We start from the raw sequence: 20,319 nt of genomic DNA on the forward strand, positions 1-20,319 counted from the left end.
GGGAGGATTTGGGGATAACTCTGCTTTATCCGTAGGGAAATCGGACTCATTCAGAAAAACTATTGGATATATTTAAAATAAAAAACGCCGCATCGCGTGCGGCGTTTGGTTTTTTACATTGAGCATAGTCGCGCCAGAATCAATTAACCGTTTTGACGACCGTAGCCCATGGTGGTGTATTCAAAGTTGTGTGTCGCGCCAGTGCTATCAACATAAGTCAGCTGGGTTTTAACCAGGCCGTCGAATTTTTCAGGGTCCTGGGAGTTGCTGACGCTGGTGACCTTGGCGACGTCCAGGCCTTTGTGTTGGTTGTACTGCTCTACCTGGGTCAGCGGTTTGGCGCTGGCAGAGGTATCGGTAAGTTCATTGGCCGAGGCAAAAACACTGAACAATGAGAATGCGGCAAAGGCTACGTATTTCATGTGAATCTCCAATAAATTAGTTTGAGTCTAAAGTGAACCAAGCGGTTGTTCGTTGGCTTCTGGAGTTGATTCTGTTCGCTTATTGCATCGAGGGTAAATATTTGCGGTCGATAGGTGACATCAGTGATATCGATGTTTGCTTATTTGCCTGTTGATAGTTTCTCCGCGTCCATTTGACTTCATCGTGCCAAGGCTCTAAACACATGGGCTGATCCCCTTTGCGCGAGCCCGTCATGTCCGGCCCTTCCCAACCAGCTTCTGAGCTTGATCATTTATTCACTCGACAGCGCCAGGCCTATGCCGCCAACCCGCTGCCTGTGGTCGGCCAACGCCTGCAATGGCTCAAGAGTCTGGGCGAGCTGCTGCTGGGTGAGCAGGAGACACTCATCGCCGCCATCAGCCAGGACTTCAGTAATCGCAGCGCTGATGAAACCCGCCTGGCCGAATTGATGCCCAGCCTGCTGGGCATCAAGGACGCGCGCCGGCATCTCAAGCAATGGATGAAACCGTCGCGGCGCCGGGTTGGCCTGGCGTTTCAGCCGGCGTCGGCCAGGGTGGTTTATCAGCCACTGGGTGTGGTCGGGATTATCGTGCCGTGGAATTACCCGTTGTTTCTCGCCGTCGGCCCGATGATCGGCGCCCTGGCTGCAGGCAATCGAGTGATGCTCAAACTCAGTGAGTCCACCCCGGCCACTGGCGAGTTGCTCAAACGCCTGTTCGCTCGGGTGTTCCCCGAGGATCTGGTCGCCGTGGTGCTGGGTGAAGCCGAGGTGGGCATGGCGTTCTCCAGCCTGCCTTTCGATCATTTGCTGTTTACCGGCTCGACCAGCGTCGGCAGGCATGTCATGCGCGCTGCAGCAGAAAACCTGACGCCGGTTACCCTCGAGCTGGGCGGCAAGTCCCCGGCCATTGTCTCTGCCGATGTGCCGCTCAAGGATGCCGCCGAACGCATTGCCTTCGGCAAGACCCTGAATGCTGGGCAGACCTGTGTGGCGCCGGACTACGTACTGGTGCCCCATGATCGTGTCGAAGGCTTCGTCGAGGCCTACACCCAGACGGTCAGGGCGTTTTATCCGACCCTGGCGGATAACCCGGACTACACCGCAATCATCAATGAGCGACAGCTGGCCCGGCTCAATGACTATCTGGAAGATGCTCGCAGCAAGGGCGCGCGGGTGATTTCGCTGTTCGAACAGGGTCAGGGGCGGCGCCTGCCGTTCAGTCTGCTGCTGGACGTCAGCGACGAAATGAGCGTCATGCAAGACGAAATCTTCGGGCCGTTGCTGCCCATCGTTCCCTATACCGACCTCGCTGAGGCATTGGCCTACATCAACCATCGTCCTCGGCCATTGGCGCTATATTACTTTGGCTACGATAAGGGTGAGCAAAAGCGTGTGTTGGAACAGACGCATTCCGGCGGCGTTTGCCTGAATGACACCTTGCTGCATGTGGCCCAGGATGACTTGCCTTTCGGCGGCGTCGGGCCTTCCGGGATGGGGCATTACCATGGGCGCGAGGGCTTCATGACGTTCAGCAAGGCCAAGGGCGTGTTCATCAAACAGCGTTTCAACGCCGCGCGGCTGATTTACCCGCCCTATGGCAAGGCGATTCTACGTTGGGTGTATAAGCTATTTATTCGCTAGGACAGACTTTATTGGGAGCGAAGTCAGTTGGAGCGAATTCATTCGCGAAGGGGTCAGTGAATTCAATACCGCTTTCGCGAATGAATTGGCTCCCACAGTAAAATCGTTCCTATAAACAGTTCTTAGGTGTTGGCCACAGGGCTGATTAAACGTTTGCGCAATGACAGCCAGTGCTCTGTTGCGGCGCACTAGACCTTTGCCCGACTTGGCCGACCGGGATTGCTGCGATACCATCCGATTCCCCAACGGACTCCCGATCAGGACGACGCGATGAACCGAGTGTTGTACCCAGGCACCTTCGACCCAATCACCAAGGGCCATGGCGATCTGGTCGAACGCGCCTCGCGCCTGTTCGATCATGTGATCATCGCTGTCGCCGCCAGCCCGAAGAAAAACCCGCTGTTTGCACTGGAACAGCGCGTGGAGCTGGCCCGAGAGGTCACTAAACACCTGCCAAACGTGGAGGTCATGGGGTTCTCCACCCTGCTCGCGCATTTTGCCAAGGAGCAGAACGCCAACGTATTCCTGCGCGGCCTGCGGGCGGTTTCCGATTTCGAATATGAGTTTCAGCTGGCCAATATGAATCGCCAGTTGGCGCCGGACGTCGAAAGTCTGTTCCTCACGCCATCGGAACGTTATTCGTTCATTTCTTCGACGTTGGTCCGTGAAATCGCGGCCTTGGGCGGCGATATCAGCAAGTTCGTGCACCCGGCAGTGGCCGAAGCGTTGACTGAACGCTTCAAGCGATAGAAAGGTCGGGGTGCATATAAAGGTCTAATGCGGCACAATTCGCCGCATTGGCTTTTGTATGCCCCGGCGTCGGCCGCGGCTGGAGTGTTTCATGTCCCTGATCATCACTGACGATTGCATTAACTGCGATGTCTGCGAACCCGAGTGCCCGAACGAGGCGATTTCACAAGGCGAAGAGATCTACGTGATCAATCCGAACCTGTGTACTGAGTGCGTGGGTCACTACGATGAGCCGCAATGCCAGCAAGTCTGCCCCGTGGACTGCATCCCGTTGGATGAAGCCCATGTCGAGAGCAAGGACGATTTGATGGCTAAATACCTGATTCTGACCAGCAAGGCCTGATCTGGCGCCGATCAGCGTTCCAGCGTGCCGCCGGTGTTGTCGCCGTAACCGTCACCCGAGCAACCCAGGCAGCGTACGAAGGCTGCTTTGGCCGGGCCTACCACCAGCGCGTTGCCGGTTTCTTTGAGGTTACCGCCCAGCGCTGCGAATGGTGAGGCGATGATGAACAGGCCCGTGCCGATGATCGTTGCGCCAATCAGCAGCGGACGCGCGATGATCAGGTCGCCGACCATGGCGTAGGTAGGCGGGTTCTGAATGCTGTAGACCGGATCACCGCTGCCGTGAGCTTCTTTCTCGGCCATGGCAGGCATGGCCTGCATGCCCAGAAGCAGCGCCAGAGTGGCAGCAAGAATACGAAACGGGCGCATGGCGTGATCCTTCAGGCTCAACAAAATGGAATGCTGCTCACTATAAACCGGGCTATCGGTTAAGCAAGTGCTGCGGTGTATGGGTTTTGTTACGTTGATGTGCAGCAAACACCGGCGGTAGGAGCCAACGTGTTGGCGAGGCGTCCATTGCTCGCACCACCGTAGGACCGGCTTTAGCCAGGAGAGCGCCTCCCGGCTGAAGCCGGTCCTACGGCCGGTTCACTTCTGGCACTTCGGACAATACACACTGGCCCTCTGCCCCAGCTTGACCTCTCGCAGTGTCGTGCCGCACACCTTGCACGGCTCCTCGCCCCGCCCGTAGGCGAACAGCTCCTGCTGAAAGTAGCCCGGTTGGCCGTCGCCACCGATGAAGTCGCGCAACGTCGTGCCGCCGCGTTCGATAGCGTGGGCCAGGATGCGTTTGATCTCCATCGCCAGCTTCACGTAGCGCGCCTTGGAAATGCTGCCTGCCTCGCGGCGGGGATCGATACCGGCGGCGAACAGCGCTTCGGTCGCGTAGATATTGCCGACCCCGACCACCACCGCGTTGTCCATGATGAACGGCTTGACCGCCATCGACCGCCCCCGTGACAGCTCGAACAGGCGCAGGCCGTCGAACAGCTCGGTCAGCGGTTCAGGCCCCAGACGAATCAGCAGTTCATGATTGAGCGGATCCAGGCTCCACAGCATGGCGCCGAAACGCCGTGGGTCGGTGTAGCGCAGGGCCAGGCCCGATTCCAACTCGATATCGACGTGCTCATGCTTGAGCGCAGGCAGCCCCGCCTCCACCAGGCGCAGATTGCCTGACATACCCAGATGGCTGATCAGGGTGCCGACCTCGGCTTCGATCAACAGATATTTAGCGCGGCGATTGACCTGCACGATGGTCTGCCCGGACAGGCGCACATCAAGGTCCTCAGGGATCGGCCAGCGCAGGCGGCGGTCGCGCACGATTACGCGGCTGACGCGCTGCCCCACCAGATGAGGGGAAATGCCTCGGCGGGTGGTTTCGACTTCAGGTAATTCAGGCATGGATGGCTCGACAGGCAGCGGCGCGCAGGATCAGTGCGCGCCGAGTTCGCGGATGCTTTCCTTGAGGTTCTCGAAATCGTATTCCGACAGACCGACATAATCGAGAATCAGGTGGCCGATGGCGGCCCACTCGCGATCCTCGGTCTGGTTGCCGAGCACCCGATAGGACTCGCAGATATGCTCGGCCATTTTCAACACGCTCAGCAGGTTCTTCAACGGCGGATTGCTGCCCGTGTCGTCCTTGAAGATCGCCAATGCGTTGTGGTGGTTGGCGATGGCGTTGCTGACATGATCCGGCAGGCGCCAGGATTTGGCAGTGTAGTAGCCGACCACCGAGTGATTGGTGTTGAGCACCGTGTTTTCGGTGTCGACCACCCGCGTTTCCGGCCCGGCATTGGCGTAGGCCTCTTCGAGGGTATCCATGTAGTCGGGAAAGCGCTTGAGCATCAGCGGAATGCCGCAGTCATGGAACAGCCCCAAAGCGTAGGACTCATCCACCGTCTGGGAGCCGATGCGCTTGGCCAGCGTGAGGCTGGTATTGGCTACATCCTGTGCGGTGTCCCAGAAGCGGTTGAGGGTGACGATGGTCTCGTCGCTCATTTCGCCCTTGATCGACTGGGCGTTGATGATATTGATCACCGAACGGCTACCCAGCAGATTAACGGCGCGCTCGATCGAAGCGATCTTGTTGGACAAGCCATAGTGGGCCGAATTAACGATTTTCAGCAGTGCGCCGGACAGGCCGGGGTCTTGCGAAATCAGTCGGGCAATCACACCCAGGTCCGGGTCCGGCATGTACTGTTCCATCTGCAGATCAACCATGATCTGTGGCTGTGGTGGCACAGTGATACCTTGAAGGGCCTCGGTAATTTGCTCGGCAGTCAGCTCTTGGGACATAAGTACACACTCAGGGTCAGGCGGCGATTCTACCCCTTCCCGTGTGCTGAACCACACCGGCAAGGCACCATGAAGCCGTCCGAAATCGCGCAAGCCTATGTAGATAAAGACGTTGGCCTGGAAAAAAAAATTCCATCGGGCGTACGAAGTCCTACAACTGCTGTCGCGACTCTGAACATTCGTTGCTTAATTAGCCCGATGGCCGTTACGACGCGGAATCCCGCGCTATAATCCCGCTCTTTTTTTCGGAGCGACGTCATGTCTCTGCCTAGCTTGCGCCTCAAAGCCAACGCCGACCGTCGCCTGCGCGCCGGCCACTTGTGGGTCTACAGCAATGAAATCGATGTTGCGGCGACCCCGCTGAACGGTTTCGCCGCCGGTGATCAGGCTGTACTGGAAGCAGCGGGCGGCAAGCCGCTGGGCATCGTCGCCATGAGCCCCAACAACCTGATCTGTGCGCGTTTGCTGTCGCGCGACGTCAAGCTGCCGCTGGACAAGTCGCTGCTGGTGCATCGCCTCAACGTCGCCCTGTCCCTGCGTGAGCGTCTGTTCGACAAGCCGTTCTATCGTCTGGTCTACGGCGATTCGGACCTGCTGCCGGGCCTGGTCGTTGACCGTTTCGGTGACATCCTCGTGGTGCAACTGGCCTCCGCCACCATGGAAAACCACAAGGAAGACCTGTTGGCCGCCCTGGTCCAGGTGCTCAAGCCAAGTGGCATCCTGTTCAAGAACGACTCCGCTGCCCGCGATGCCGAAGGCCTGAACCGTTACGTCGAAACCGCATTCGGTCTGGTCCCGGAGTGGGTCGCGCTGGAAGAGAACGGCGTGAAATTCGAAGCGCCGGTCATGGGCGGCCAGAAGACCGGCTGGTTCTACGACCACCGCATGAACCGCGCGCGTCTGGCCCCTTACGTCAAGGGCAAGCGTGTACTGGACCTGTACAGCTACATCGGCGGCTGGGGTATCCAGGCTGCGGCCTTCGGCGCCAGCGACGTGACCTGCGTCGATGCTTCGTCCTTCGCCCTGGACGGTGTTGAACGTAACGCCGCCCTCAATGGTTTCAGCGAAAAAGTCGCCTGTATCGAAGGCGATGTTTTCGAAGCCCTCAAAGAGCTGAAAGCCAGCGAAGAGCGTTTCGACGTGATCGTGGCCGACCCGCCTGCGTTCATCAAACGCAAGAAAGACCTGAAAAACGGCGAAGGCGCCTACCGTCGTCTCAACGAACAGGCCATGCGCCTGCTCAGCAAGGACGGCATCCTGATCAGCGCCTCGTGCTCGATGCACCTGCCTGAAGACGACCTGCAGAACATCCTGCTGACCAGCGCGCGCCATCTGGACCGCAATATCCAACTGCTCGAGCGCGGTGGCCAGGGCCCGGACCACCCGGTGCACCCGGCGATCGTCGAGACGCGCTATATCAAGAGCATGACGGTGCGGTTGTTGCCCAATAGCTGATCAAGCCGCTGGGGGCTGGGAATAAAACCGGCTCCCTGCACAGACCCGATTCTGTGGGAGCGAGGCTTGCCCGCGAAGACGGCTTGTCAGGCGCAGAAGGTGTGTCGGATGGACTGGCCTCTTCAAGGCGGTGCGGCGATCCGACAAGCCTCGCTCCCAAGGCGCCATTACGGTTTCTGCGTAGGCTGCGGAGTAAACCGCACCCCACCAAACTCAAGATTATTGAACGCCGGCTTGATCACCTTCCCCTCGCCCTTCTCGATCAGTTCGATGACCTGGAAGGTATTGCGCATCCCGTTCACCAGCCCGGCCTGGGTCCACTTGCCTTCGACACTGCGAGTGAAGAAGTAGATCGGGTAGACCGAGTCCTTCTTGGATATCTCCAGCACTTCCGGCTGACCATCGTCGTTCAGATCCACTGCCCAAAGCACACAGCCGACGCCATCACAGGGCATTTCGCCGACGTCCTGCTCGGCAAACTGTTCGCTGCCTTCGACGGGCGGGCCGATCCAGGTGAGGTTTTTCGGGCGTTGGCGGTAGCGTTCCCAATCTGCCGTTGGCTCGTCGGCCAGCAGCAGGTCGCGGGAGGCTTTGTCGAACAGTTGCTCTTTGGCGATGTTTTCCAGCAGAACCTGATAGTGGCGACGGCCGATCTCGCCGGTGCCATTGCGCAGTGCATTGGCATCGAAGTCTGCGACTGCAGTGCGGCCGTCCAGCAGGCGCGCGATCTGGTTGCGGGCGCTGAGCTCCAATGGGTTAAGCCACGGGGTATTGGTGGCGACCAGGATCACGAAAGTCAGCATGGCAAGCCACGGGTTGCTGATGCGCAGGCTGCCCAGCCAGGTGTTGTGCCGCAGGATCACCGCCCCGGCCACCGCCAGGCTGTAGAACAGGCTCAGGATGACCAGCGTCATTGCCGAAAAGCGTTGGGGGGTCAGGCCATATTGGTCAATGCGCAGCCAGGTGGAGTAAGCCGCCAGCCCGGCGAGGACGGGCAGGCACAGCAGGCTCAGGTTGATCAGCGCGACCATCGAGCGTGGGTAGCCCGTCGGCTGTAGGCCATCCTGGAATACGCCGTTGATCAGGAAGATGCTCACCGCCACCATGCACAGCAGGATCGGCGTCGAGTAGCCGGTCTGCCAGATGGTGGCGAGGCCGGTAAACGGCAAGGTCGCGGTAAATAGCAGCACGATCAGCGCCGCCAGCGGCATCAGGAACCGGCACAGGGTCAGCAATACGCCGCGCAACAGGGCGATGACCTGGGCGTTTTCCCGGCCCATGCGCATGCCGAGGGAAAACAGCAGCGCCAGGCTGAAGATAATGAACGCTGTGGAGGAGAACAGTCGGTCGAAAGCATCGATGCCGAGCATGCTGAACAGATGGCTGCACAACCACAGCAGCAGCCAGAACAGGCCGGTCAGCAACAGCGCCAGCAGGACGATAAAGCCATTGTTCCAGGCATGGCGGAACAGCACCTCATAGGGCGGCAAATAGCCCTGCTGCCCCGGCCAGGCCTGGATCAGCGCCGTGGCGATATAACCGGCAGCCAGGGCGCTCATGATCCAGCAACCCGACAGCCGCGAATCTGCGGGAATGTCGGCGCCGGTGTAGCCGAATACCCAGGCGCTGACCGCCGCGAACAGCAGCCCCAGGCCCAATATCCCCAGCCAGGTACGCCGCTGTCCGGCCTGTTCGCCGAGCAGTTGCAGATTGGTTCCCACCACCAGCACCAGTGATATCACCGCCGCGACCAGCGCGGGGTGCTCCAGGCCGACTAGCGCGAGCACCACCAGTGCCTGGACCACGGCGATGGTCAGGTAGAAATACAGCGAGCCTTTAAGGGCGGGCATTACAATTCCTTTTGAGACCACGGGGCAGCGCAGTCTAACCACATGGCTTGAATCGGGCTGTGATATTGGCCACAGACGGGGCATTAAGTTTCACCGCATCATACATAGTTAGTCGTTTTGTAGGACGTATAGAACGTAACTCCGTGAAATGTGCGCAAGGCGGTCGCTGATATATAACAATGTACGTGACGAAATGTCGAATCGTACATTTGTATAAGTAAATATACTGTGGTGGTTCAGCGGGTTGTTATTTTTTTTCGCACCTTGATGGGTAACGCTTGTAAAAGTATCACCAAGGTTAATTATTTAACTTAAATGGACTTAAAAAATGATTGACGACACTTCAGTAGAGTACATTCGCGAAAATATGGCCCGCATGGTGGCCGAGCAACAATCCCGTGGTCTGCTCAGCCCGGCCGGTGCCGAGTTGCTCAACAGGCTCATTCATGCCGACCAGGCAGTGGAAGGCGACGGCCTGGAGGTCGGTAGCCTGCAGATGCCGCAGCATGGCGGCGTGAGTCTCAAGCGCCTTTTCGTGATGCGCGGCGAGCCCGACCAATACATTCTTTATGTGCCAGAACAGCCTCAATCGCCGGGCGATCGTATTTTCTACGAGAACTATGACTGGAAGCGCACGGGGTTTGTCCTGGCTGAGTTCCTGGGCAGGCCGGGCGGTCTGGATTATATGATGAACCAGGTGCCGGAAGATCAAGTTGATCGGGTGGCCGGCTACTTTGAAGAAGTCAGCCGAATGCCTTCGAGCTGGAGTGCGAGTGCGATCCTGTTTGCGCCTGCCCAGGGGCAAACTTATCTGCACCAGATTCAAAGTATTGTAAGGCGATAAAGTAGTCGGTTGCGATTTTACTGTAGGAGCGGCTTTGGCCGCGAGGTCGGCCTCCGGCTAAAGTTGCTCCTACAGGTTAGCGATATCGCGCATGTTCCGCTCCCTCAGCGCACTGTTCATCATTCCCCTGCATCACCGGCATGCCATCGCCCCCCTTCAGGTGTAGAATCGCCGGTATTCATCGCCAGTCATCCCCCGGCGGGTTTATGAGCTCAAGCCGAGCGCCCGGTGATCCCGTTGCGTGCGGTTCCTTCGTTGCAGCGTTGACTGACGCGTGCACATGAAGCCTACAGAAGCTCACTCCCTGTTCTGATTAGCCTTTTTTGCCGGAGTGCTCCAATGCCTGATTACCGTTCGAAAACGTCCACCCACGGCCGCAACATGGCTGGCGCACGTGCCTTGTGGCGCGCCACGGGCATGAAGGACGAAGATTTCAAAAAACCGATCATCGCCATCGCCAACTCCTTCACCCAGTTCGTGCCGGGCCATGTGCACCTCAAGGACCTGGGCCAACTGGTCGCCCGTGAGATCGAGCGCGCAGGCGGCGTGGCAAAGGAATTCAACACCATCGCGGTCGACGACGGCATCGCCATGGGCCATGACGGCATGCTGTATTCCCTGCCGAGCCGCGAAATCATCGCCGACTCCGTGGAATACATGGTCAACGCCCACTGCGCCGACGCCATCGTGTGCATCTCCAACTGCGACAAAATCACCCCTGGCATGCTCATGGCCGCACTGCGCCTGAACATTCCGGTGGTGTTCGTCTCCGGCGGGCCGATGGAAGCGGGCAAGACCAAGCTGGCCAGCCACGGCCTGGACCTGGTCGACGCCATGGTCATCGCCGCCGACTCCAGCGCCAGCGATGAAAAAGTCGCCGAATACGAGCGCAGCGCTTGCCCGACCTGCGGTTCGTGCTCCGGCATGTTCACCGCCAACTCGATGAACTGCCTGACCGAAGCCCTGGGCCTGGCCCTGCCGGGCAACGGTTCGGTACTGGCGACCCACAGCGACCGCGAACAACTGTTCCTGCGCGCCGGCCGCACCATCGTTGACCTGTGCAAGCAGTACTACCAGGGCAACGATGACTCGGTCCTGCCGCGCAACATCGCCAACTTCAAGGCATTCGAAAACGCCATGACGCTGGACATCGCCATGGGTGGCTCGACCAACACCATCCTGCACCTGCTGGCCGCTGCCCAGGAAGCCGAGATCCCGTTCGACCTGCGCGATATTGATCGCCTGTCGCGCAAAGTGCCGCAGCTGTGCAAAGTAGCGCCGAACATCCAGAAGTACCACATGGAAGACGTGCACCGCGCCGGTGGCATCATCAGCATTCTCGGCGAACTGGCCCGTGGCGGCCTGCTGCACACCGAAATGCCGACCGTGCATAGCAAAACCATGAGCGAAGCCATCGCCAGGTGGGACATCACCCAGACCACCGACGAAGAGGTGCACACCTTCTTCAAGGCAGGCCCGGCCGGTATCCCGACTCAGGTTGCGTTCAGCCAGTCGACCCGTTGGGACACCCTGGACGATGACCGTGAAAACGGCTGCATCCGCAGTGTCGAGCACGCCTATTCGCAAGAAGGCGGCTTGGCCGTGCTGTACGGCAACATCGCGCTGGACGGCTGCGTAGTGAAAACCGCCGGTGTCGACGAGTCGATTCACGTCTTCGAAGGCAATGCCAAGATCTTCGAAAGCCAGGACAGCGCCGTACGCGGCATCCTCGCTGACGAAGTGAAAGCGGGCGACATCGTGATCATCCGTTACGAAGGCCCGAAAGGCGGCCCGGGCATGCAGGAAATGCTCTACCCGACGTCCTACCTGAAGTCCAAGGGCCTGGGCAAAGCCTGCGCACTGCTGACCGATGGTCGTTTCTCGGGCGGCACCTCGGGCCTGTCCATCGGCCACGCTTCGCCGGAAGCGGCAGCAGGCGGCGCCATCGGCCTGGTGCGCGACGGCGACAAAGTGCTGATCGACATCCCGAACCGCTCGATCAATCTGATGATCGACGACGCCGAGATGGCCCAGCGTCGTGCCGAGCAGGACAAGAAAGGCTGGAAACCGGTCGAAGCGCGTCCACGCAAAGTCACCACTGCCCTCAAGGCCTACGCCCTGCTGGCCACCAGCGCCGACAAGGGTGCCGTGCGGGACAAGGCGATGCTGGATAAATTGGTGCCGTAAGCGACATCGGTTGAACAAAAAAACCGCCTGCATGCAGGCGGTTTTTTTGTGTCTGTGATGGGAGCAACCCTTGAGAATTGAGGGAAACAGGTACAACTCAATGTCAATGAGGTTGACATCAGCGGCGCCTGTTTTGATAAACTGTAGGAGTCGGCACAGACTGGAACCTTGAGAAAGGGGTGTCGATCCGGAGGCAGAAACGCCTCTCCGAGCCTTGGCTGGATAAGCGTGTAATGCGCGAAAAGGTAGACCTTTAACTGGATTCACGGAAAGCCCCGACGCGAAAGCGCCGGGGCTTTCTGCTTTGCGGTCAGAGCGTAATGCCCTTGGCCCGCTGGCTGAGCACCCAGGATAGATTGTGGCTTCGTCCCTTGGGCATGCTTGAGCGTCCCCATTGATCCAGCGGGTAGGCTGATATGACGAAGAGCTTCAACGTGTTCACTGTTTTCTCTGGCTTGGTGATTTGAAAGAAAATCGCGTAATCGTAGATATCCAGGCAAAACAATCGACGCTGGTTTGAGCTGTGATGCAAGGTCACATGTGCATCACCCATACGGTCACAAATCCAGTGACGCAGCTCTTTACTGGCTTCCCATCTGGATGGCGAGAAGTTTCGCTTTTCGCCGCGATTGAAAATCAGCTTGCCTTCATTTTTCTGATCGGTGAAGCAATGGAAGCCGAATGTGAAATGAATGGTGATGTCGACGTCGTCAATTCGAAGTGCATGAGTAAAGGGCAGTAAGTGCGCCATGCTGTAGGTGCGCCCATTGTCATTGATATCTGTCCAGCGCATACCCACTCCCATAAATCCAGGGCATCAAGGGTATTGCGCCCATGCGTACCACAAGGTCACCTCAGGCCTTGCAGCCGAATTTGCCAATGGCGACGCGCAGGCTAGTTATGGGAGCCAGTAGAGACAAGGGGGCGGGATCGATAAGGACATTTCACTCAAAAGAAACAGAGTGTTCCTTCGCATTCGCTAACCTGCATATGTTCATGAACGTCTGCGGGGACCAAGGCGAAGTCAAAGCGGATTTCGTCTGCGACGGAACCCGGCAGCTCAAGGCGGCCGGCGGTTTTATAGCCAATTATAGAGCGACTATAGACCAATTATAGAGAGCGCTATGGGCACAAAAAAACCGCCTGCATGCAGGCGGTTTTTTTAACTCTTCACACCGCCCGCTGTGCCTGAAGCTGTTCCAGTTGATGATTGGCCAGGGCCTTGGCCATATCGATCAGGTACATCGCCGCAAAGGGCAGATCGCGTTTGGCGCCGCTGTGCTGATCGCCGGATTCATAGACGACGGCTGCGGCGCAACGCAGGATCTCGTGTATGCGCAGCAGGGTTTCTTCGGTGGTGTGGGGTGGATCGGGGATTAACTTTTCAGTCATGAAGGTTTTCTCGCTGCGAATAGCCAGCCCTTCGTTGTTTCTCACGCGACAAAGGGGGTGGCGGCTGTGAAGCGGGGTGAGAAACCGGTGAGAAACCCAGACAAAAGACCCGGCCAGACCGAAGTCTGCCCGCCACAGCCGCCATAAAGCATCTGCCGATAAACCACTCGGCAAAATAACGCGGTGAAGCTTGTACTGGATTTACGAACCGGGTTCTCACGCCCGACCACCGAATTTTTCAGTGGCGGGACGCAGGCTAGTCCCGGAAATTCGCAGAAACAAGCGGTCGGGATTGTTTCGGAAATTTCACTCAAGAGATAGAGAGCGGTCCTTCATATTCGTCACATTTGTTGTGTCGGGCCCATCGTCGCAAGAGCTATAAGACTGAGTTTTATGGAAGCGAATTCTGCGAATGCGAATTGAGTGGGAACGAACTGGAGGACAAACTGTGGGAGCGAATTCATTCGCGAAGGGGTCAGTAAATCCCACGCATTGGTATCGTCTGAAATAGCGCTTTCGCGAATGAATTCGCTCCCACAATTTCATGCAGGGCTCGGCCCCACAGGGTCAGCAGATAGCCCCATCCACCAACACCTGCAACGAATCCCGCGAACACCGTTCGACCCGCGCCTGTACCCCATACACCTCGGCAAACAGCGCCGGGCTCAGTGTCGCTTCGGCAGCCCCGAAAGCGAACAATTGGCCATCGCGCAGCACCGCCAGGTTGTCGGCGTAGCGCGCGGCGAGGTTGATGTCGTGCAGCACCACCACGGCAATCAGCTGATGCTCCCGGGCCAGGCTGCGTACGCATTCCATGACCTTGAGCTGGTAGTTCAGGTCCAGGGCGCTGGTGGGTTCGTCCAGCAGCATCACGTGCGGGCGACGGGCGATCAGTTGCGCCAGGCTGACCAGTTGCCGCTGCCCGCCCGACAGGCCATTGAGCAGGCTGTCAGCCAGGTGGCCGATGCCGATCCGTTGCAGGGCCTTGAATGCTTCCTCCAGGCAGGCATTCTCCGACAACGGCACGCCATCGAGCGGGCTGACCCGCAGCGCGGCCATGACACTTTCCATCACGCTCAGCGCCAGGCCCGGCGGCAGGTTTTGCGGCATGTAGGTGATCAGCCGGGCGCGCTCAGCCACTGACATGCGGGTCAGTTCGCTGCCACCCAGCACCACGCTGCCGTGCATTTTTTCCAGCCCCGCCACGGCCCGCAACAGGGTCGACTTGCCCGCGCCATTGGGGCCGATCAGCGCCGTCAGGGTGCCGGGCAGCAGTGGTGGCAGGGACAAATCACGCACCACCTTGCGCCTGCCGTAGCTGACCTGTACCTGGCCGACCTGCAAACCCGGATTCATAGCTGTCTCCCACGCTTGAACACCAGCACCACGAAGATCGGCACGCCGACCAGTGCAGTGACGATGCCCACCGGCACTATCACCCCCGGCAAAATCGCCTTGCTGACAATCGACGACAGCGACAGCAACAAGGCGCCGACCAGCGTGCTCGATGGCAGCAGGAAGCGCTGGTCTTCACCGACCAGTAACCGAGCGATATGCGGCCCGACCAGGCCGATAAAACCGATGGTGCCGACAAAGGCCACGGCGGTGGCCGACAGCAGGCTGATGCGCAGCAGCGAGAGCAGGCGCAAGCGCCGTACATCGACGCCGAAGCTCTGCGCCCGGTCTTCGCCCATGCGCAGCAGGGTCAGGCGCGACGAGGCGGCCAGGGAAAACGGCATGACCACCGCCAGGACCAGAGCGAGAATGCCGAGTTTGTCCCAGGTCGCCCGCGCCACGCTGCCCAGGCTCCAGAACACCAGTTGCTGCAGGACGTCTTCGGTGGCGACCAGTTGCAACAGCGCCACCAAAGCGTTGCAACTGAACACCAGGGCGATGCCGAACAACACCAGGCTCTCCACCCCGGCACCGCGCAGGCGCGACATGGCTTGCAGCAGAAACACCGACGCTGCGGCGAAGACAAACGCCGATAGCGACACCAACGTATTACCCGACAGCCAGCCAATCGATATCGGAAACACAATCACCAGGGACGCGCCCAACGCCGCCGCCGAGGACACGCCGAGGGTAAAGGGGCTGGCCAGGGGGTTATTGAGGATTGCCTGCATCTCGGCCCCGGCCAGGGACAACGCACCGCCGACCAGAATCGCCATCAGCGCGTAAGGCCGGCGCACGTTCCAGATGATCACCCGGTCGGTGATTGCCAGATGCGCCGGGTGCAGAATGCCGTCGATCAGGGTGCCGATGCCCATGCCCGAGGGGCCGGTGGCCAGGTCCATCAATACCGCGCAGAGCAAGGTCACGACCAGGCCGGTCAGCAACAGCACGCGCCGGGCAACCAGGCGCCGATAACCCTGGCGGGCATCGATCAAGCCCTGCCCGTCTGCTTCAGGCAGTGCGTTGGCTCGTGCATTCACTTGGCTGCGTCGATCCAGTACTGCCCGGCCAGGGGCATGGACAGGAACGAGTGGTTCAGCTCGTCCATGGTCGCTTGTGGGTCAAGGCTGCCGAGCTTGTCGGGGTTGATCCACTTGGCCAGGGCTTCGATCGCGAGAATGTTGTACGGCGAGTTGTAGAAGTCATGCCACAGGCCATGGGCTTGCCCGGCCTTGATCGGGCGCAGGTCGGCGAATTCGGGGCGAGCCAATACACGTTGCAGAGCAATCCGGGCAGGCGCCTCTTCGACACCGGCGCCCAACAGCAGGCCCGGCTCGTGGTTGCCAGTGGCAATGTAGATATCCGGATCGGCCTTGAGCACATACTCGACGCTGACATCACCCAGTGAACCCGGCACCACGCCATCGGCGATATTGCGCCCGCCGACCATCTTGATCACTTCGCCCAGGCCGCTCTTGCCGGTGGTGTGCCCTGGCGCCAGCCAAACGCCGGCGAGCAGTTCGAGGAAGACTGATGGCCGCTCGCTGTCTTTCACGGTGCCGAGGGTGTCAGTGATGTGCTTGAGGTGACGGTTATAAAAGTCGACAAAGGCGGTGGCTTCAGCCTCGCGATTCAACGCCTGGCCCAGCGCCTTCATGCTGGTGCGGGTGCCTTCCACCGGGTTGACCCGGAAGTCGATGAACAGCACCGGGATACCGGCCTGGGCCAGGGTGTCGGCCACCGGGCTGTGTTCGGTCGGGCCGTGGCCGGAGATGCTGAACACCGCCAGATCGGGCTTGAGAGCCAGGATCGCCTCGGCGCTGACGCTCTGCTCGGAGGCCTGGCCGATCAGGGGGATGTCCTTCACGTGCGGGAATTTCGCCGCATAGGCGTTATAGGTGTTGGGGTCGAGCTTCTTCAGATCCGCCTGCCAGCCGACGATGCGCTGGAAAGGATTGTCGCGATCGAGCAGGGCAAACACTGAAATCAGCCGACCTTCGCCCAACACCACGCGCTGTACCTGATCGGGCACGTTGACGTGGCGGCCGAGCACATCGACCACCTCTCTGGCAGAAGCCGTGGAGGCCAGGCCAAGCCAGGTGCTCAGGACCAGCAGCAACGCAAGGCCAAGGCGCTTGCGTACAGCGATGAAGATGAATTCGATCAACATTCGGGCTTCCCACCGTAAATTACAATGACTCGCATTTAGATTCGGTAGTTTAATAAGCGCCGTCGCCAGGGATTGCGGGAGTTTGTATTGGGAGTGCAGCAAAGGCCGGGCTACAACATTCCATTACATTTGCCGCCGTTGCTGCCCTGTGTTTATCCAGAGAATCATTGCCCCCGAAGGCTTCGCTGACCTCATGTCCAAGCAAGATCACCTGCTGATCGTCGATGACGACCCCGAAATCCGCCAGTTGCTCGCCGATTACCTGCGCGATGCGGGCTACCAGACCTCCACCGCCTGCGACGGCAAGGAAATGCGCCGCCGCCTGGAGTTGAACGTGATCGATCTGATCGTCCTCGACCTGATGCTCCCCGGCGAAGACGGCCTGAGCCTGTGCCGCGATCTGCGCGCCACGTCGAATATCCCGGTGATCATGCTCACGGCTCGGGGCAGCCTGATCGACCGCATCGTCGGCCTGGAAATCGGCGCCGATGACTACTTGCCCAAGCCTTTCGACCCTCGCGAGCTGCTGGTGCGGATCAAGGTCGTCCTGCGCCGGGCCCAGAGCTTTCCCGAGCGGGCGCGCATCGATGAGGCGCCGTCGGTGCGCTTCGACGGCTGGCTGCTCGACACCCGCACTCGCCAGGTCACCTCCCCCGCCGGCGTGACCCTGGCTCTGGGCGGCTCGGACTACCGGGTGCTGCGCCTGCTGCTGCAACATCCAAACCGACCCCTGAGCCGCGACTTCCTGCTCAATCATGTGTTCGACAAGGACAGCACGCCCTTCGACCGTTCCATCGACGTATGCATCAGCCGCCTGCGCCAGCAATTGCAGCCGGGCCTGATCAAGACCGTGCGCAACGAGGGTTACATGCTCACCGCTGCTGATGTAGTGAGCGAGTCTTGAAGCTGCTGCCGCGCACCCTGTTCGGACGGCTGATCATCATTCTGGTCACGGGCATGCTGGCGGCGCAGATCCTCACCAGCAGCATCTGGTACGACGTGCGCCACAGCCAGGTGCTGGAAATTCCTACGCGCCTGATCGCCAGCCGTCTGGCCGATATTGTGCGCATGGTGCAGCAGGACCCGGTGCATGCCGAGCTGTTCCTGCGTCATCTGCAGTCGGAGGATTTCGACCTGCGCCTGATCGACAAGCCGATGCCCGCCAACAAGGCCCTGAGCAGCGCCGATATGGCTACGGAGCATCTGCTCAACGAGGTGATCGAGCGCAAGAGCGGCTTTGCCAGCAACCTGCATCTGCTGAGCCTGTCGCTGCTCGATGAGCGCGGCCATATCGCCGGGTTGCCGGCGCTGTTCGGTTCCAGCCCCGCTGCCGGGCAATTTCTGTTGGAACTGAATCTGCCCGATGGCCGTTGGTTGCGGGTGCAAGCCTACGAGGAACAGGGCTGGACCAGCCTGACGCCGGTGCAGGTGCTGTTCGATTACTTCATGCGCATCTATCTATTGCGCATCATTGTGGTAGTGATCATTGCGCTGCTGGCGGTGCGCCTGGCGATTCGCCCGCTGATCGAGCTGACCCGCGCCGCCGAAGCACTGGGCCGGGATATCCAGCGCCCGCCGCTGCCGCTGGAAGGCCCGGTGGAAGTGCGCCGGGCCGCCCAGGCGTTCAACAGCATGCAGCAGCGCCTGATCGCCAGCATCGCCGAACGCACGCGTTTTCTCGCGGCGATTTCCCACGACCTGCGCACGCCCATCACCCGCATGCGCCTGCGCACCGAAATGCTCAACGACGAAGTGGTGCAGGGGCGTCTGCGCAAGGACCTGGACGATATGGAAGCCATGGTCACGGCCACCATGACATTCGTCAGCAGCGGCGAAACGCGCGAGGCGCGGCAGAACGTCGAGATCAATGCGTTATTGCAGGCGTTGCAAGCGGATCTTGCCGATATCGGTGCACAGGTGTTGATCCATGGGCGCGCTCACTCGCCGCTGTCGGGCTACGCCGACAGCCTCAAACGCTGTGTGCAGAACCTGCTGGAGAACGCGATTCGCTATGGCCGGGACGTGGAAATACAGGTCGAGGATCAGCCGCAACTGCTGCGCATCATCGTGCGCGACCGCGGACCGGGGGTGCCCGAGGACATGCTTGAACAGATCATCGAACCCTTCTACCGCCTGGAAAACTCACGCAATGCCGACACTGGCGGCCACGGCCTGGGCCTGAGTATCGCCCACACCATTGCGGCAGCGCATAACGGCACGTTGAAGTTGCGTAATCGGGACGGGGGCGGGTTGGAGGCGGTGGTGGAGTTGCCGAGGTAGAACGCAGGCGCGATTTGTGGGAGCGAGGCTTGCCCGCGAAATGAACGGCGCGCAGTATCAGCAATACCGTGTCGCTCCATTCGCGGGCAAACCTCATTCCTACAGGGTCTATCTGGCTTTATTGGATGTCTTCAGGCTTGACGATGACCCAGTTCTTGTCTGCGGTCACCGGCAGACCTTCCTTGGCTTGCGCCTCGGCGTTGGACTTCATCATGCCGTCGATCTGCTTCATGTATTTGTCTTTGCGGTTGACCCACAGGTGCACGCCGCCTTTGCTGACGTCGACGCTGTGGAACAGCATGTAGCCGTCGCTGCTCGGGGTGTCGCCGCCGACCAGGACCGGTTTCTTCCATTGGTCGATGTAGGTCAGGATCGCCGCCTGTTTGCCCGCCATCCAGGTCGCCGGGGTCCACAGGTATGGGGTCAGTTCCAGGCCCATGTTGGCTTTCGGGTCGTATTTGCCAGCGCTGATCTGCTTGCGTGCAGTGGTCAGCTCGCCGGTCTTGCGATCCTTGAGCAGGGTCGTCACGCCGATCACGTTCTGCGGTTTGACGTTGTAGCCGTATTTCGGATCGGCAGCGACCATGCGCACCAACTCTTCGGACGCGGCGGTCATTACATAGACCTCGATGCCGTTCTCCATCAGCTTGTTGTACAGCTCGGCTTGACCTGTGAAGACTTTCGGCGGCTCGACGTTGATCTGCTTGACCACGTCGCCTTCGTAATAGGTGCTCGGCACTGGCTTGCCGGAGGCCATCAGCTCGTCCACATAGCCTTTGAGTTCTTGCAGAGTGAAGCCGGAGAACACTTGCGCGACCCATGGGTAGCAGACCATGTCATCGACTTCGCACAGGCGGTAGTAGTAGCTGAACAGGCTTTCCTTGTGGTCAGCCGTGTCTTTGAAGGGGATCAGTTTCAGCGACGGGTCGAGTTTTTCCCGCGTCAGCACGCCTTTGTTTTCCAGGAACGGCAGCAGGGACTCTTCCAGATCGTAGCGATAGCTGGTGTTGTCCATGTCGAAGACCGCGAAATTGCCCTTGTTGGCATTGGCGGCAATCATGGCGTCGAGCTGCTTGGCGGCAGCTTCCGGCCAGTGCTTCAACTCGGTGGCAGCGGCCTGGCCGGCAAGGCCCAGACCCAAGCCTAAAGTGAGTGCGGCGGCTAGCAGTGTTGGCGCGAATTTCATATCCGTATCCCCTCCGACAAATAAAGGAGACCGACCGTAACAAAATCCTGTGACAGTTCAGGCACGTCAACGACCGCATGCGTTCTGAGTGCGTCATGGCGAGAA

General features: G+C 59.6%; 19 protein-coding genes. 8 read left to right on the forward strand and 11 right to left on the reverse strand.

Annotated features, from left to right (window positions below; genetic code table 11):
• Nucleotides 1–143: 143 nt before the first annotated feature.
• Entirely contained in the window at nt 144–422 is a 279-nt protein-coding gene (locus tag M2401_RS07435; protein WP_259101126.1) for a DUF2790 domain-containing protein, read from the reverse strand.
• Between the two features lie 233 nt (nt 423–655).
• Here M2401_RS07435 and M2401_RS07440 point away from each other — a divergent pair, with 233 nt between their 5' ends.
• The 3 genes from M2401_RS07440 (at nt 656) to M2401_RS07450 (ending at nt 3,158) form a co-directional block, all read left to right on the forward strand.
• A complete protein-coding gene (locus M2401_RS07440) occupies nt 656–2,065 on the forward strand; it encodes a coniferyl aldehyde dehydrogenase (protein ID WP_259101128.1) in 1,410 nt (469 codons plus the stop codon).
• A gap of 270 nt (nt 2,066–2,335) precedes the next feature.
• The gene (gene coaD, locus M2401_RS07445) at nt 2,336–2,815 is read left to right on the forward strand and encodes a pantetheine-phosphate adenylyltransferase (RefSeq protein WP_259101130.1); all 480 of its coding nucleotides are present in this window, start codon (nt 2,336–2,338) and stop codon (nt 2,813–2,815) included.
• A 91-nt stretch (nt 2,816–2,906) separates the two neighbouring features.
• Nucleotides 2,907–3,158, forward strand: a complete 252-nt coding sequence (locus M2401_RS07450) for a YfhL family 4Fe-4S dicluster ferredoxin (RefSeq protein WP_259101132.1) — start codon at nt 2,907–2,909, stop codon at nt 3,156–3,158.
• Nucleotides 3,159–3,169: 11 nt separating this feature from the next.
• Here M2401_RS07450 and M2401_RS07455 read toward each other — a convergent pair whose 3' ends face one another.
• The 3 genes from M2401_RS07455 to M2401_RS07465 all read right to left on the reverse strand — a co-directional run bounded on the left by M2401_RS07455 (nt 3,170) and on the right by M2401_RS07465 (nt 5,401).
• On the reverse strand, nt 3,170–3,526 hold the full coding sequence (locus tag M2401_RS07455) for a multidrug transporter (RefSeq protein WP_259101133.1): 357 nt from the start codon (nt 3,524–3,526) through the stop codon (nt 3,170–3,172).
• A 219-nt stretch (nt 3,527–3,745) separates the two neighbouring features.
• Nucleotides 3,746–4,558, reverse strand: coding sequence for a bifunctional DNA-formamidopyrimidine glycosylase/DNA-(apurinic or apyrimidinic site) lyase (gene mutM, locus M2401_RS07460; protein ID WP_259101135.1), 813 nt, complete (start codon nt 4,556–4,558; stop codon nt 3,746–3,748).
• Between the two features lie 30 nt (nt 4,559–4,588).
• A complete protein-coding gene (locus M2401_RS07465) occupies nt 4,589–5,401 on the reverse strand; it encodes an HDOD domain-containing protein (RefSeq protein ID WP_259101683.1) in 813 nt (270 codons plus the stop codon).
• 312 nt (nt 5,402–5,713) lie between these two features.
• Between M2401_RS07465 and M2401_RS07470 the strand changes: the two genes are divergently transcribed.
• Nucleotides 5,714–6,910, forward strand: a complete 1,197-nt coding sequence (locus M2401_RS07470) for a class I SAM-dependent rRNA methyltransferase (RefSeq protein WP_259101136.1) — start codon at nt 5,714–5,716, stop codon at nt 6,908–6,910.
• A gap of 167 nt (nt 6,911–7,077) precedes the next feature.
• Here the strand turns inward: M2401_RS07470 and M2401_RS07475 are convergent, their stop codons facing one another.
• The gene (locus tag M2401_RS07475) at nt 7,078–8,760 is read right to left on the reverse strand and encodes a DUF4153 domain-containing protein (protein WP_259101137.1); all 1,683 of its coding nucleotides are present in this window, start codon (nt 8,758–8,760) and stop codon (nt 7,078–7,080) included.
• A 328-nt stretch (nt 8,761–9,088) separates the two neighbouring features.
• On the opposite strand from M2401_RS07475, the gene M2401_RS07480 reads away from it, so the two are divergent.
• Both M2401_RS07480 and ilvD read left to right on the forward strand, forming a co-directional pair.
• Complete coding sequence (locus tag M2401_RS07480) at nt 9,089–9,604, forward strand: dermonecrotic toxin domain-containing protein (RefSeq protein ID WP_259101138.1); 516 nt, start codon at nt 9,089–9,091, stop codon at nt 9,602–9,604.
• A 339-nt stretch (nt 9,605–9,943) separates the two neighbouring features.
• Entirely contained in the window at nt 9,944–11,791 is a 1,848-nt protein-coding gene (ilvD, locus tag M2401_RS07485) for a dihydroxy-acid dehydratase (protein ID WP_259101139.1), read from the forward strand.
• A gap of 310 nt (nt 11,792–12,101) precedes the next feature.
• Here the strand turns inward: ilvD and M2401_RS07490 are convergent, their stop codons facing one another.
• The 5 genes from M2401_RS07490 to M2401_RS07510 all read right to left on the reverse strand — a co-directional run bounded on the left by M2401_RS07490 (nt 12,102) and on the right by M2401_RS07510 (nt 16,748).
• The gene (locus M2401_RS07490) at nt 12,102–12,584 is read right to left on the reverse strand and encodes a hypothetical protein (protein ID WP_259101140.1); all 483 of its coding nucleotides are present in this window, start codon (nt 12,582–12,584) and stop codon (nt 12,102–12,104) included.
• A 377-nt stretch (nt 12,585–12,961) separates the two neighbouring features.
• Nucleotides 12,962–13,183, reverse strand: a complete 222-nt coding sequence (locus tag M2401_RS07495; protein WP_259101141.1) for a DUF6124 family protein — start codon at nt 13,181–13,183, stop codon at nt 12,962–12,964.
• 567 nt (nt 13,184–13,750) lie between these two features.
• Nucleotides 13,751–14,539 (reverse strand): ABC transporter ATP-binding protein, encoded by a 789-nt coding sequence (locus M2401_RS07500; protein ID WP_259101142.1) that lies wholly within the window; start codon nt 14,537–14,539, stop codon nt 13,751–13,753.
• Nucleotides 14,536–15,597: a FecCD family ABC transporter permease gene (locus M2401_RS07505; protein ID WP_409033894.1), complete on the reverse strand. Its 1,062-nt coding sequence runs from the start codon at nt 15,595–15,597 to the stop codon at nt 14,536–14,538. Before M2401_RS07505 ends, M2401_RS07500 begins: the two co-directional genes overlap by 4 nt.
• Nucleotides 15,598–15,614: 17 nt before the next feature.
• Complete coding sequence (locus M2401_RS07510; protein WP_259101143.1) at nt 15,615–16,748, reverse strand: ABC transporter substrate-binding protein; 1,134 nt, start codon at nt 16,746–16,748, stop codon at nt 15,615–15,617.
• 193 nt (nt 16,749–16,941) lie between these two features.
• Between M2401_RS07510 and M2401_RS07515 the strand changes: the two genes are divergently transcribed.
• A complete protein-coding gene (locus tag M2401_RS07515) occupies nt 16,942–17,652 on the forward strand; it encodes a response regulator (protein WP_259101144.1) in 711 nt (236 codons plus the stop codon).
• Entirely contained in the window at nt 17,649–19,028 is a 1,380-nt protein-coding gene (locus tag M2401_RS07520; protein WP_259101145.1) for an ATP-binding protein, read from the forward strand. Before M2401_RS07515 ends, M2401_RS07520 begins: the two co-directional genes overlap by 4 nt.
• 118 nt (nt 19,029–19,146) lie before the next feature.
• Here the strand turns inward: M2401_RS07520 and M2401_RS07525 are convergent, their stop codons facing one another.
• Nucleotides 19,147–20,214, reverse strand: coding sequence for a haloacid dehalogenase-like hydrolase (locus M2401_RS07525; protein ID WP_259101146.1), 1,068 nt, complete (start codon nt 20,212–20,214; stop codon nt 19,147–19,149).
• Nucleotides 20,215–20,319 lie beyond the last annotated feature (105 nt).

Source organism: Pseudomonas sp. JUb42, from assembly GCF_024807945.1.
GTDB lineage: Bacteria > Pseudomonadota > Gammaproteobacteria > Pseudomonadales > Pseudomonadaceae > Aquipseudomonas.